This is a genomic window from Streptomyces sp. NPDC041970 (assembly GCF_055588985.1).
On sequence record NZ_JBVJCD010000038.1, the window covers coordinates 6,044 to 19,783 of the forward strand.

General features: G+C 74.9%; 11 protein-coding genes. 8 read left to right on the forward strand and 3 right to left on the reverse strand.

Annotated features, from left to right (window positions below; all coding sequences use genetic code 11):
• Positions 1-105: 105 nt before the first annotated feature.
• Positions 106-750 (reverse strand): MerR family transcriptional regulator, encoded by a 645-nt coding sequence (locus ACZ6EJ_RS19100; RefSeq protein WP_469268554.1) that lies wholly within the window; start codon positions 748-750, stop codon positions 106-108.
• Positions 751-918: 168 nt separating this feature from the next.
• On the opposite strand from ACZ6EJ_RS19100, the gene ACZ6EJ_RS19105 reads away from it, so the two are divergent.
• From ACZ6EJ_RS19105 to ACZ6EJ_RS19125, 5 genes are all read left to right on the forward strand, one after another.
• Positions 919-2,514, forward strand: coding sequence for a flavin-containing monooxygenase (locus tag ACZ6EJ_RS19105; RefSeq protein WP_469268479.1), 1,596 nt, complete (start codon positions 919-921; stop codon positions 2,512-2,514).
• Positions 2,511-3,455 carry an alpha/beta fold hydrolase gene (locus ACZ6EJ_RS19110; RefSeq protein ID WP_469268480.1) on the forward strand — a complete coding sequence of 315 codons (945 nt, stop codon included), beginning with the start codon at positions 2,511-2,513 and terminating at the stop codon, positions 3,453-3,455. The genes ACZ6EJ_RS19105 and ACZ6EJ_RS19110 overlap by 4 nt, the downstream gene beginning before the upstream one ends.
• Positions 3,452-4,345, forward strand: coding sequence for an SDR family oxidoreductase (locus tag ACZ6EJ_RS19115; RefSeq protein ID WP_469268481.1), 894 nt, complete (start codon positions 3,452-3,454; stop codon positions 4,343-4,345). The genes ACZ6EJ_RS19110 and ACZ6EJ_RS19115 overlap by 4 nt, the downstream gene beginning before the upstream one ends.
• A gap of 100 nt (positions 4,346-4,445) precedes the next feature.
• Complete coding sequence (locus tag ACZ6EJ_RS19120; protein ID WP_469268482.1) at positions 4,446-4,628, forward strand: hypothetical protein; 183 nt, start codon at positions 4,446-4,448, stop codon at positions 4,626-4,628.
• Positions 4,629-4,709: 81 nt separating this feature from the next.
• Positions 4,710-5,300 carry a hypothetical protein gene (locus tag ACZ6EJ_RS19125; protein WP_469268483.1) on the forward strand — a complete coding sequence of 197 codons (591 nt, stop codon included), beginning with the start codon at positions 4,710-4,712 and terminating at the stop codon, positions 5,298-5,300.
• Here ACZ6EJ_RS19125 and ACZ6EJ_RS19130 read toward each other — a convergent pair.
• Positions 5,227-8,709: a S41 family peptidase gene (locus ACZ6EJ_RS19130; RefSeq protein WP_469268485.1), complete on the reverse strand. Its 3,483-nt coding sequence runs from the start codon at positions 8,707-8,709 to the stop codon at positions 5,227-5,229. The genes ACZ6EJ_RS19125 and ACZ6EJ_RS19130 overlap by 74 nt on opposite strands.
• A 185-nt stretch (positions 8,710-8,894) precedes the next feature.
• Between ACZ6EJ_RS19130 and ACZ6EJ_RS19135 the strand changes: the two genes are divergently transcribed.
• Complete coding sequence (locus ACZ6EJ_RS19135) at positions 8,895-9,467, forward strand: TetR/AcrR family transcriptional regulator (RefSeq protein WP_469268486.1); 573 nt, start codon at positions 8,895-8,897, stop codon at positions 9,465-9,467.
• Between the two features lie 105 nt (positions 9,468-9,572).
• Complete coding sequence (locus tag ACZ6EJ_RS19140; protein ID WP_469268488.1) at positions 9,573-11,774, forward strand: MMPL family transporter; 2,202 nt, start codon at positions 9,573-9,575, stop codon at positions 11,772-11,774.
• Positions 11,775-11,838: 64 nt separating this feature from the next.
• Here the strand turns inward: ACZ6EJ_RS19140 and ACZ6EJ_RS19145 are convergent, their stop codons facing one another.
• On the reverse strand, positions 11,839-12,213 hold the full coding sequence (locus ACZ6EJ_RS19145) for an SsgA family sporulation/cell division regulator (protein WP_469268489.1): 375 nt from the start codon (positions 12,211-12,213) through the stop codon (positions 11,839-11,841).
• A gap of 252 nt (positions 12,214-12,465) precedes the next feature.
• Here ACZ6EJ_RS19145 and ACZ6EJ_RS19150 point away from each other — a divergent pair, with 252 nt between their 5' ends.
• Positions 12,466-13,632, forward strand: coding sequence for a serine hydrolase domain-containing protein (locus tag ACZ6EJ_RS19150; RefSeq protein WP_469268556.1), 1,167 nt, complete (start codon positions 12,466-12,468; stop codon positions 13,630-13,632).
• Positions 13,633-13,740 lie beyond the last annotated feature (108 nt).

A 13,740-nucleotide genomic window follows, 5' to 3' on the forward strand; every position in this document is an offset into this window, starting at 1 on the left:
GAGGGGGGGGACACCCCCCCCCCCCCCCCTCCCTTCCCCCCCCCCCCCCCCCCCCCCCCCTCCCACCCCCCCCCCCCCCCCCCCCCCCCCCCCCCGGCCCGGGGCTCATCCGGACCGCGGCGGCTGCGTGCCGTCCTCGCGGCGCAGCCGGCGGTCCAGCGCCATGGAGAGCTCCGCGTCCACCACCGCGCGGGCCAGCGGTCGCAGTTGGGCGGGTTCGGTCTCCGCCGCGTGGGCATGGAGTACGCGTACGAAGATCTCCGCGAGCGCGTCCGCGTGCTCGCGGACGCGGCGGCCCGAGGAGAGCACCGTGGACAGCGGCACCCCTTCCCGTACGAGTTCCGCCGAGACCTCCAGCAGGCGGCGGCTGATGTGGACGATCTCGTCCCCGTCGGTGGCGAGATAGCCCAGGTCCAGCGCGGTGGCCAGGTTCTCCGGGGTGACCTCGCCCTCGAAGTAGTCCGCGAGCTGCTCGGGGGTGAGGCGGACCGGGGTCTCCTCGGTGGGTTCGCCCAGGCCCAGCACCTCGGCGACGTCGCGGCCGCTCTCGAAGGTGGCGGCCAGGTCCGCGATGCCGTTGAGGGTGTGGCCGCGCTCCAGCAGGCCGGTGATCGTGCGCAGCCGGGCCAGGTGGTGGTCGTCGTACCAGGCGATGCGGCCCTCGCGGCGGGGCGGCGGGATCAGTCCGCGCTCCCGGTAGAAGCGCAGGGTCCGCACGGGGATGCCGGCCAGTCGGGCCAGCTCCTCCATGCGGTATTCGCGGTGCTCGCGTCCTTCGGCCACAGGGGCACCCTATGTTGTACCGCCAGTAACTTTCCTCGGTTCGCCCCCTACCCATCAGTACGCGGCTGCTCTACTCTCCGAACAATGCCAGTGATTGCTGGCAGAGTCGTGTGACGTACCGCGGGAGGCGGCAGCATGGCCCAGCAGGAGCACGTACGTGTGGCGGTGGTCGGAACCGGATTCGGGGGCCTGGGGGCCGCCGTCCGCCTGCGCCGCGAAGGCATCACCGATTTCGTCGTCCTGGAGCGGGCCGGCTCCGTGGGCGGCACCTGGCGCGACAACAGCTATCCGGGGTGCGCCTGCGACGTGCCGTCCCACCTCTACTCGTTCTCCTTCGCCCCCAACCCGGACTGGCCGCGCACCTTCTCCGGGCAGGAGCACATCCGCGCCTACCTGGAGGGCGTCGCCGACACCTTCGGGCTGCGCCCGCACATCCGGCTGAACCACGAGGTGAAGCTGATGAGCTGGGACAAGGAGAACCTGTACTGGGTGATCGAGTGCGTGAACGGCGCCACCCTGCGCGCCGACGTCGTCGTCTCCGCCACCGGTCCGCTCTCCGACCCCAAGACGCCCGACATACCGGGGCTCGACTCCTTCCCCGGCGCGGTCTTCCACTCCGCGCGCTGGGACCACGACTACGACCTGACCGGCAAGCGCGTCGCCATGGTCGGGACGGGCGCCTCCGCCATCCAGATCGTGCCGGCGATCCAGCCGAAGGCGGGCCGGGTCACCCTCTTCCAGCGCACCCCGCCCTGGGTCATGCCGCGGGTGGACCGCACCATCAGCAAGATCGAGCGCACGCTGCACCGCGCGCTCCCCGCCACCGGCACCGCCCGCCGCGGACTGCTGTGGGGCATCCGGGAGCTGCAGGTCAGCGCCTTCACCAAGCACCCCGACCAACTGGGCCTGGTGGAGACGCTGGCCAAGGCCAACATGGCGCGGGCGATCAAGGACCCGGCGCTGCGGGCCAAGCTGACGCCCTCGTACCGCATCGGCTGCAAGCGCATCCTGCTCTCCAGCACGTACTACCCGGCGCTGGCCCGGCCCAACGTGGACGTCGTGGCCTCCGGGCTCAGCGAGGTGCGCGGCTCCACCGTCGTCGCCGCCGACGGCAGCGAGGCCGAGGTCGACGCGATCATCTTCGGCACCGGCTTCCACGTGACGGACATGCCGATCGCCGAGCGGGTCGTCGGGAAGCAGGGGATCACCCTCGCCGAGACCTGGAAGGACGGGATGAACTCGCTGCGCGGCGCGACGGCCGCCGGGTTCCCCAACTGGATGACGATCATCGGGCCCAACACCGGGCTCGGCAACTCCTCGATGATCCTGATGATCGAGTCCCAGCTCAACTACATGGCCGACTACCTGCGGCAGTTGGACGTGCTGGGCGGCCGCGCCGCCCTCGACGCGCGGCCCGCCGCGGTCACCGCCTGGAACGACCGCGTCCAGGAGCGGATGCGGCGCACCGTGTGGAACACCGGTGGCTGCACGAGCTGGTACCTGGACGCGGAGGGCCGCAACACCACGGTCTGGCCCGGCACCACGAGCGAGTTCCGTCGGCAGACGCGGTCGGTGGACCTCGGGGAGTACGACGTCGTCCGCGCCGGCGCGGCGGGCGGGCCCCGGCGGCTCGACGCGGCCGGGCGCATCCCGGAGCAGGCCGGCCGGAGCGCCCGCGCGGGCGCCGCCGGGCGGAGCGGGGAGCCCGTCGCCGAGGAGGCCGCACGATGACGCGCACCCCGTACCGCGCCGACGTCCCGCCGACGCCCGCGGCCGAGCTGACCGCGCGCTCCGCGGACGGCGCGCGCCTCCACGTCGAACTGCACGGCCCCGAGGACGCCCCCGCGGTGGTCCTGGCCCACGGCTGGACGTGCAGCACCCGCTTCTGGGACGCCCAGATCCGCGACCTCGCGGCCGACCACCGGGTCATCGCGTACGACCAGCGCGGCCACGGGCGCAGCCCCGAGCCCGGACCCGGCGGCTACAGCACGCACGCGCTGGCCGACGACCTCGAAGCGGTGCTCGCCGCGACACTCGAACCGGGGCGCGGAGCGGTGCTCGCGGGTCACTCGATGGGCGGGATGACGCTGATGGCCGCGGCCGAGCGCCCCGGACTGCGCGAGCACGCCGCCGCCGCGCTGCTCTGCTCCACCGGCAGTACGCGGCTGACCGCCGAGGCCCTGGTCCTCCCGCTCCGCGCGGGGGCGCTCCGGACCCGGCTCACCACCGCCGTCCTGGGCGCGCGGGCGCCGCTCGGGCCGGTCGGCCCGCTTTCCCGGAAGGTCCTCAAGTACGCCACCATGGGGACCGGTTCGGCTCCGGACCGGGTCGACGCGTGCGCCCGGATCGTGCACGCCTGCCCGCGCCGCGCGCGGGTGGGGTGGGCGCACGTGCTCGGCGGGCTGGACCTCGCGGCGGGGGTGCGCGCGCTGCGGGTGCCGACCGCGGTGCTCGCCGGTGCGGACGACCGGCTGACCCCGTCGGTGCACGCACGGTCCATCGCGGCCGCCCTGCCGATCGGCCTCGGACTGACCGAGCTGACCGGCATCGGGCACATGACGCCGTTGGAGGCCCCCGAGGCCGTCACGGCGAAGATCAGGGAGCTGGCGCTCCGGTACGTGGGCAGGGGGGCCCAGGGGGCCGCCACGGTGCAGAAGGAGGATGTCGCATGAGCAGCAGGCGGAGTCTGAGGGGCCAGGTCGTCGTCGTCACCGGGGCGGCCCGCGGGGTGGGCGAGCTGCTGGCCCGCAAGCTGTCCGCGCGCGGGGCGACGCTGGCGCTGGTCGGCCTGGAGCCGGACGAGTTGAAGCAGGTGTCCGAGCGGCTGCACGGGGAGAGCGACCACTGGTTCGCCGACGTCACCGACCACGAGGCGATGGCGCGGGTGGCCCGCGAGGTGAAGGAGCGCTTCGGCCGGGTCGACGTCGTCGTCGCCAACGCGGGCGTCGCCGCGGGCGGTCCCTTCGTCGACTCGGACCCGGACGCCTGGCGGCGGGTCATCGAGGTCAACCTCATCGGCGGCGCGGTCACCGGGCGGGCCTTCCTGCCGGTGCTGATGGAGAGCCGGGGCTACTTCCTCCAGATAGCGTCGCTGGCCGCGATCACCCCGGCGCCGATGATGACCGCGTACTGCGCGTCCAAGTCGGGCGTCGAGGCGTTCGCGCACAGCCTGCGGGCCGAGGTCGGCCACCGGGGCGTCCGGGTGGGGGTCGGCTACCTCTCCTGGACCGACACCGACATGGTGCGCGGCGCCGACCAGGACGACGTGATGCGCGAGCTGCGCGGCCGGCTGCCGTGGCCGGCGAACCGCACCTACCCGCTCGGCCCGGCCGTCGACCGGATCGTGGACGGGATCGAGCGGCGCTCGCCGCACGTGTACGCCCAGTGGTGGCTGCGGGGGATGCAGTCGGTGCGCGGCTACCTGCCCTCCCTCATCGGAGTGGTCGGGCAGCGCGAGATGCGGCGCTTCGGGTCGCGGCTCCAGACCGTGCCCAAGGGGCTGGTGGGGGCCGGCGGGCAGGCGGACCAGGACGCCCGCGCGGGGCTCGTTGACCGTACGTGACGGTACGAAATGCGCGGTATGTCGGGGCGTGCGAGGCTGAGCGAGGCCCCGCAGGGGGCCGCCCCCCTCGTACCCCACGCATACCGCAGGAGTGAACAGCATGGGCATCGCCGACCAGTTCAAGGACAAGGCGCAGGAACTCGCCGACCAGGCCAAGCAGAAGGCCGGCCAGGGCAAGGACCGGGCCGCCGGCTCCCGCGACGAGGAGAAGGACGCCTCCTCGAACGCGCGGGACCGCGCCCAGGACGCGGCGGACCGGGCGCGCGAGCGCTTCGACCGCTGACGGTCGCCCAGGTGTGACGCCCGCGCGCTGCGCCGCGCGCGTGCGCGCGCGTCACTTCGGGAGGCGCATCCGGAAGACCGGGTGCGCCTCCTCCACGTCGTCTACATCCTCTGCAGCCTGCTCGGCCTGGCCCTGCTGATCGGCACGGCCGTCGACGCGGCGGTCCGGGCGGCGGAGGGCCGCCGCCCGCGTGCCGCGCCGTGGATCGCCCCCGTGGCGGTCGCCCTGGCGGTGGCGGCGCTGCTGCCGCAGTCGCTGGCCAAGCGGTCCTGGTCGAGCCGGGTGGACGACGTCCTCGTGGCCGCCGCCGAGGTGCGGCGGTTGAAACGGGAGGGGGACGGGGTGGTCTTCGTCCCGCTGGCGCGGCGGGACACCAAGCTGGTCTCCCCGCGGGCCTTCGCGGGAGTGGAGGACCTCGCCCTGGCGCGGAGCCCGGAGGCGTCCGGGACGCTGAAGGGCGTGGAGAGCACGCCAGCGCGGATACGGGCGGCGATGCTCGCCCAGCGGCGGATACTGCTGGTGACCGACCCGGCGGGGGCGGCGCGGCCGAGCGGCGCCGCACGGGACCGGGCGAAGCTCTCCGTGCTGCGGGAGCACTTCACGGTGGTGGCCGACCATCAGGCCCGCGGACGCCGGGTGACGCTCTACGAGCGCCGGGCGACGGCCCGTTGAGCCCGGTCCGCCCGCCGCGGGGCGGCAGCGGGGGGCGGCGGAGGTCGGGGGCCGTGGCGTACGAGGGCGGGGTCGCGGCCGGGTGGGCGGCCAGGAGGTCCAGGGCGATGCGGACCGCGTCGTCCAGGACGGCGTAGCGGCCCTCCGCCCAGTCCAGGGGGGTGCGCAGGGCCTCCACGTCCGGCTCCACGCCGTGGTTCTCCACCGACCAGCCGTACGTGTCGAACCAGGCGGCGTTCATCGGGACCGTGATCACCGTGCCGTCGCCCAGGCGGTGGCGGCCGGTCATGCCGACGACCCCGCCCCAGGTGCGCCCGCCCACCACGGGCCCCAGCCCCAGCAGCCGGAACGCGGCGGTGATCATGTCCCCGTCGGAGGAGGTCGCCTCGTCGGCCAGGGCCACCACCGGGCCGCGCGGCGCGTTGGAGGCGTAACTGACCGCCTGGGCGTTGCGGGTGAGGTCCCAGCCGAGGATGCTGCGGGTCAGCTTCTCGATGACCAGCTCGCTGATGTGGCCGCCCGCGTTGCCCCGTACGTCCACGATCAGCGCGGGCCGCGCCACCTCCAGCCGCAGGTCCCGGTTGAACTGGGCCCAGCCCGAGCCGCCCATGTCCGGGATGTGCAGATAGCCGCACTTGCCGCCGCTCAACTCCCGGACGACCTCCCGGCGTTTGGCCACCCAGTCCTGGTAGCGCAGCGGGCGCTCGTCGACCAGGGGCATCACCGCCACCCGGCGCGAGGGGCCGCCGCCCGCCGGGGTGAACGTCAGCTCCACCGTCGTGCCGCCCGCCGCCGTCAGCAGCGGGTAGGGGCCGGCCACCGGGTCGACCGGGCGGCCGTCGACGTGGGTGAGGACCGCGCCCTCCCGCACCGCCGTGCCCGCCAGCGGCGAACGCGCCCTGGAGTCCGAGGAGTCGCCGGGCAGCACGCGCCGCACGATCCACGCGCCGTCCCGGCAGACCAGGTTCGCGCCCAGCAGCCCCATCGCCCGCTGGTAGTGCGGCGGGCCCTCGTTGCGGCGGGCGGGGGAGACGTAGGCGTGCGAGGTGCCCAGCTCGCCCAGCACCTCGCGGAGCAGGTCCGCGAACTCGTCGGGCGAGGAGACCCGTTCGACCAGCGGGCGGTACTGGTCCAGCACCGCGTCCCAGTCGATCCCGCACATGTCCGGCTCCCAGAAGTAGGAGCGGGTGATGCGGCCCGCCTCCCCGTACGCCTGCCGCCACTCGGCCCCCGGATCGACCTCGTGCAGGATGCGGCGCAGGTCCAGGTAGACGGTCGTGTCGCCGTCGCCGGGCTCGGTCGCCGGCACGGCGCGCAGCTCGCCGTCGTCCATCACGACCAGCCGGGAGGCGTCGCCGCTGACCTCGAACCAGTCGAGGTGGCCGACCAGTTCGGTCCTGCGGGCCTTCGTGATGGAGAAGTGCTCCAGCGTGGGCCGCCCGGACATGTCGGCCGGGTTGGCGAACGTCTCGCCCAGCGCCCCGGAGATCGGCCAGCGCAGCCAGACCAGCCCGCCGCCGCTGACCGGGTGCAGCGCCGAGTACTTGGAGGCGGAGACCGGGAACGGCGTCACCCGGCTCTGGAGGCCCTCGAACTCCACCAGGACCGTCGAGCCCTCGCCGCCGCCCGCCTCGGGGACGTCCACCGGGTCCAGCCCGCCCGCCGCCGGGCGCCCGTCCGGGGAGAGCGCGAAGGGGGAGGGGGTGGCCGAGGAGAGCGGGACCAGGTAGGGGCGGCAGCCGAGCGGGAAGGACAGGTCGCCGGTGTGCACGTCGTACACCGGGTCGAAGCCGCGCCAGGACAGGAACGCGAGGTAGCGGCCGTCCTCGGTGAAGACCGGGTTCTCGTCCTCGAAGCGGCCGTCGGTGACGTCGACGATCACGGGCGCGCCGGGGCCGGCGATCCGGGCCAGCTTGATCTGGCGCAGCGAGCGGCCGACGCCCGGATGCGACCAGGTCAGCCAGCAGCCGTCGGGCGAGAAGGCCAGGTCCCGGACGGGGCCGTTGACCGAGCGGATCAGCTCGGTGGGGCCGGGGCGCGCGTCGAGCGGGGCGCTGTCCGGGACGGCCGCGCCGGTCGCCGCGTACAGGTCCGCGCGGATCGAGCCGCCGGGGCCCCTGCCGCCGGGGACCCCGGCGGCGAGGTCTCCGGCGACGGCCTCCTCCGCGGTGTCCAGGAGCAGCAGGCGGCCGTCGTTCGAGGCGATGGCCAGGCGCTCGCCGTCCGGGTCGGAGACCATCTCCTGCACCCGGCCCAGCAGCCCGCGGGCCAGCCTGCGCGGCGGGCGGTCGCCGCTGGCGCGCGGCAGGTAGGCGATCTCCACCGCGTCCGGGCCGGCCGCGTCGGTGACGTACGCGACCCGGCCGCCGCTGCCGAGCATCTCCGGCAGCCGCACCCGGACGCCGGGGGTGTCGGCGATGGTGCGGGCGGGGCCGTCGCGGTGGGTGAGCCAGTACAGGCTGCCGCGTACGGTGACGGCGCTCGCCCGGCCCGTCTCGTCCACGGAGAGCGAGTCGACGTTGCTGGCGGCGGGCGCCTGGTGGACGCGGCGGCCGGTGCGCGGGCCCCCGAGGCGTACCTCCAGCTTGCGCGGGACGGCGTCCGGCGACTCCAGGTCCTCGGCCAGCCAGAGGTCGCCGGCGCACTGGTAGACCACCCGGTGGCCGTCGCTCGCGGCGTTGCGGGCGTAGAAGGCGTCGTGGTCGGTGTGGCGGCGCAGGTCGGAGCCGTCCGTCCGGCAGGAGTACAGGTTGCCGACGCCCTCGTGGTCGGAGAGGAACGCGATGCGGCGGCCGACGACCATGGGGTCGGCGAGGTGTCCGCCGATGTCCGGGAGCAGCCGCCGGCCGTGCAGCCACAGGCGGCCCGTGGCCCCGCCCCGGTAGCGCTTCCAGGCGGCCGGTTCGTGCGGGGGCGTGCCGGTGAGCAGCAGGGTGCGGCGCTCCCCGTCGAGGTCGGCGACCGCGAGGTCGGAGACCGGGCCCCAGGGGAGGCGGCCGCCGGGGCTGCCGTCGGTGGGCAGGCTGTAGGCCCAGGAGAAGTACGAGAACGGCTGGTTGTGCGAGGAGACGGCGAGGATCTGCGCGGCGCCGCCCGGATCGGGGGTCCAGCCGCAGACGCGGACGTCGGTGGAGCCCCAGTAGGTGAGCCGGCGGGCCGGGCCGCCGGCGACGGGCGCGAGGTGGATCTCGGGGTCCAGCGTGCGCCAGGAGGTGTAGGCGATGGAGGCGCCGTCGGGCGAGAAGCGCGGGTGGCCGACCCGCGTGCGGTCGACGGTCACCCGCCAGGCCCGGCCGGGGCGGCGGCCCGCGGGGGCGAGGGGGGCGACCCAGAGGTCGTCCTCGGTCACGAAGCAGAGCAGGTCCCGGTGGAGGTGGGGGAAGCGGAGGTACCCGGCGTCGTCGCTCACCCTTCCCATGCTTTCCGCGCGCGGGGCACGGGGCAACTTGTGGTGCAGCCCACAAGCGAGACGTTCTCGTTTCGCTGAGCGGCCGGAGTAGCGTTCACCTGTACGAAACAGTTTCGTTCGATTCGGACGGTACGGCTCCGGGACGGCGCGAGCGGACCCGGCGGACGGCGGAGGAGGCCGGCACCATGGCACGCAGCAGACTCACGCCCGAACGCGAGGCCGAGCTGTACGCCGCCGTCCTCGACCTGCTCCGCGACGTCGGGTACGACGCCCTGACCATGGACGCCGTCGCCGCCCGCACCCGGTCGAGCAAGGCCACCCTCTACCGCCAGTGGGGCTCCAAGCCCGAGCTGGTCGTGAGGGCGCTGCGGCACAACAAGCCGGTGAGCCTCACGGAGATCGACACCGGTTCGCTGCGCGGCGACTTCCACGCCGCGCTGACGCGGACCGACGACTTCCAGATGGAGAAGGACGCCGCGCTGATGCGGGGCCTGAGCCATGCCGTCCACGAGAGCCCCGAGCTGCGCCAGGCCCTGCGCGAGCTCCTGATCGAGCCGGAGTTGACCGGCCTCGACCAGGTGCTGCGCCGGGCGGTGGACCGGGGCGAGCTGCGTCCGGACAACCCGGCGCTGCGGTACGTCCCGCACATGGTGATCGGCGCGTTCGCCGCGCGTCAGCTCGTCGAGGACCGCGCTGTCGACCAGGCGTTCCTCATCGACTACGTCGACTCCGTGATCCTCCCCGCCCTCGGCGTCTGACCCCCCGCCCGCACGACCCCTCCGCGGCTCCGTCCGGCACCCCATGCCGCCGGACCGGTCGCGCACGCCCCCGTTCCCCCCACGATCCGACCGGGAGTCGCCCCCGTGGCCACGTTCCTCCACAGACTCGGACGGCTCGCCTTCCGGCGCCGCCGTCATGTCGCCCTGATCTGGCTGGCGCTGCTGGCGCTCGCCGGCTTCGGCGCGGCCTCCGCGCCCACCGCCGCCTCCAGCTCCTTCTCCATCCCCGGCACGGAGGCGCAGCGCGCCTTCGACCTGCTGGAGCAGCGCTTCCCCGGCGCCGGGGCCGACGGGGCCACCGCCCGCGTCGTCTTCAAGGCGCCCGGCGGCGAGAAGGTCACCGACCCGGCCAACAAGGCGGAGATCACCGGCATCGTCCGCGAGCTGCGGTCCGGCTCCGACCAGATCGCCGACGTGGCCGACCCCTTCCGGACGAAGGCCGTGAGCGGGGACGGCTCGACCGCGTACATCTCGGTCGCGTACAAGGTCGACTCCATGGGGCTGACCGACGCCACCCGTACCGCCCTGGAGGACGCGGGCGAGGAGGCCCGGAGCAGCGGCATGACGGTGGAGATAGGCGGCGACGCCCTCCAGGTGATGCCGCACACCGGGGCCGCCGAGATCGTCGGCGTCGTCATCGCGGCCGTCGTGCTGGTCATCACCTTCGGCTCGCTGGTCGCCGCCGGGCTGCCGCTGCTGACCGCCCTGATCGGCGTCGGCATCGGGGTCTCGCTGATCACCGCGCTGGCCGACGTCCTGGATCTCGGCTCGACCACCTCGACCCTCGCCATGATGATCGGCCTCGCGGTCGGCATCGACTACGCCCTCTTCATCGTCTCCCGCTACCGGGCCGAACTGGCCGAGGGCCGGGAGCGCGAGGAGGCCGCCGGGCGGGCCGTGGGAACGGCCGGGTCCGCGGTCGTCTTCGCGGGGCTGACCGTCGTGATCGCGCTCGTCGGCCTCGCCGTCGTCGACATCCCCATGCTGACGAAGATGGGCTTCGCCGCCGCCGGCACGGTCGCCATCGCCGTCCTCGTCGCGCTCACCCTCGTCCCGGCCCTGCTGGGCTTCGCGGGCAAGCGGGTCCTGGGCCGCAGGGCGCGCAGGGCCGCCGAGGCCGAGAACGCCCCCGAGGCCGAGCCCAACATGGGGACCCGCTGGGCCCGGTTCGTGCTGCGCAAGCCCGTGTGGGTGCTGCTGGCGGGCGTCCTCGGACTCGGCGTCATCGCCGTACCGGCCGCCTCGCTGGAGATGGGCCTGCCCGACGACGGCGCGCAGCCGAGGGCGACCACCCAGCGCCAGGCGTACGACCTGCTCTCCGACGGCTTCGGCCCCGGCTTCAACGGCCCGCTGGTCACGGTCGTCGACACCCGCGACAGCGCCGACGGCCGGGCCGCGGTCGACCGGGTCTCCGAGGAGATCGAGGCCATCGGCGTCGCCGCCGTGGCCCCGGCCGCCTTCAACGAGGCCGGCGACACCGCGACCATCACGGTCGTGCCGAAGGACCGGCCCAGCTCCGTCGCCACGGAGGAGGTCGTCCACGCCATCCGCGAGGCGGGCGCGGACGTCGAGCGGGACACCGGGGCCGAGGTGCTGGTCACCGGCGCCACCGCGATGAACATCGACTTCTCGCAGAAGATGAACGACGCGCTGCTGCCCTACCTGGCGCTCGTCGTCGGCCTCGCGTTCCTGCTGCTGATGCTGGTCTTCCGCTCGGTCCTCGTCCCGCTGAAGGCGGCCCTCGGCTTCCTGCTCTCGGTGGTCGCGGCCCTCGGAGCGGTCGTCGCGGTCTTCCAGTGGGGCTGGCTCGGCTCGCTCTTCGGCGTCGAGCAGACCGGCCCGATCATGAGCATGATGCCGATCTTCATGGTCGGCGTGGTCTTCGGCCTGGCGATGGACTACGAGGTCTTCCTGGTCACCCGGATGCGCGAGGCGTACGTCCACGGCGAGAGCCCCGGCGAGGCCGTCGTCACCGGATTCCGGCACGGGGCGCGCGTGGTCACGGCCGCCGCCGTGATCATGATGGCGGTCTTCGCCGGCTTCATCGGCTCCAGCGAGCAGATGATCAAGATGATCGGCTTCTCCCTCGCCATCGCCGTCCTCTTCGACGCCTTCGTGGTGCGGATGGCGATCGTGCCCGCCGTGCTGGCCCTGCTCGGCCGGCGGGCCTGGTGGCTGCCGCGCTGGCTCGACCGGGCGCTGCCCGACGTGGACGTGGAGGGCGAGAAGCTGCGGGAGCGGCTGACCGGCTCCGGTGGGAACGGGCGCGAACCCGCCCGGACCTGACCCCGCCCGTGTATGGACGGAAGCCCCCGCGGTCCGCGGGGGCTTCCGCCGTCTCCGGGGCCGGTCAGCCCCGCGCGGGCTCCGCGCCCCGCGGCCGCCGTTCCGGCGCGGACGGTGCCGGGCGGGTGCGGGCGAGGAAGCGGACCAGCGTCCGTATCTCGAACTGGAACACCTCGACCCCGTCCGCCGCGTGCAGCTCCACGATCACCTGGGTCCGCCCGCAGGGCCAGACCCGCACCGCGCCCCGCCCCGCGGGGGTGCGCAGGCCGCGCTCCAGGAGGTCGCGGCCGAACGCCCAGTCGCCGCCGCCGGGCGGGGTGAGGTGGACGGTGCCCGGATCGTCGGCCGCGTCGTAGCGCAGCGCGACGGGCACGGGCCGGGTCAGGGGGCCGTCGGTGACGAGCCGGGCGCGGGCGCGTTCCTCGATCACAGGGGACATGGGCCGACTCCTCCTCGCGCGCACGACCTGTACGGGCGAACGCACGGGGGGCTCCCCGCGCTCGCTCTGCAGGACCTTGCCCTCCAATGTCCCATACATCACCTCGGCGGCACGTCGGACGGGGGCGTCAACAAGCCGTGCGGGCGGGCCGACCAGGGGCCACCCGGCCCCCGAGCACCCCGCCCGGCCGTGCACCATGGGGGCATGAGCGGGAGCGCGGGAACGAGCACGGCGGCAGGCGCGGGAGCGGACGTGGACGTACGCGGCACGGTGGCGGCCGGCTTCGAGCCGGTCGCGGACGCGTTCGTCCGCAACTTCGAACAGCGGGGCGAGCGCGGCGCGGCCGTCGCCGTCTACCGCCACGGCCACAAGGTCGTCGACCTGTGGGCCGGTACGAGGGACGTGGACGGCGCCGAGCCGTGGGCCGTCGACACCGTCCAGGTCGTGCGCTCGGCGGGCAAGGGCATCGCCGCCGCCGTGCCCCTGCTCCTGCACCAGCGCGGCCAGGTGGACCTGGACGCCCCGGTCTCCACCTACTGGCCGGAGTTCAAGGCGAACGGCAAGGAACGCGTCCTGGTCCGCGACCTCCTCGCCCACCGCGCCGGAGTGCCCGCCCTGGACCGCGCCCTCACCCCCGAGCAGGCCGCCGACGGGGTCTCCGGACCGGCGGCCGTCGCCGCGCAGAGCCCGCAGTGGGAGCCGGGCACGGACCACGGCTACCACGCCCAGACCTACAGTTGGCTCGTCGGCGAACTGGTCCGCCGCGCCACCGGCCGCACCATCGGCCGCTGGATCGCCGAGGAGATCGCCCGCCCGCTCGGCCTGGACTTCTGGTTCGGCCTCCCCGCCGACGAGGCCCACCGCGTCGGCCGCATCGGCCCGGTGGAGCCCCCGGCGGTCCCCGGAGCGGCGGGCGCCCTGCGCGTACGCCCCAAGCGCTCGGTCGTCGACGCCTACCGCGACCCCGACTCCCTCACCCGGCGGGCGTTCGGCGCGATCGACCCGCTGCCCGACGAGAACGACGACGCCTACCGGGCGGCCGAACTGCCCGCCTCCAACGGCATCGCGACCGCGCGGGGGCTGGCCCGCTGCTACGCCGCGATGATCGGCCCGGTCGACGGCCACCGCCGCCTCTTCGCCCCCGCCACCCTGACGCTGGCCCGCACCGAGGAGTCGGCGGGCCCGGACCGGGTCCTCGTCGTCTCCACCCGCTTCGGCCTCGGCTACATGCTGCACGGCCCGGCCGCCCCGCTGCTCGGCCCCGGCTCCTTCGGCCACCCCGGACGCGGCGGCTCCCTCGGCTTCGCCGACCCCGAATCCGGCATCGCGCTCGGCTATGTGACGAACGGCCTCCAGAAGGGCGTCACCGCCGACCCCCGTGCGCAGGCCCTGGTCAGGGCGGTGCGGTCGGCGTTGTGACACCGGCCGGCCCCACCGCCGCACGGCGGCGGGGCCGGTCCGCCCGGCGAGGCGCGGGCCTCCGGCCGGGCGCGAGCCGGCGGACGCCGGTCCGGGGGCTCAGGCATC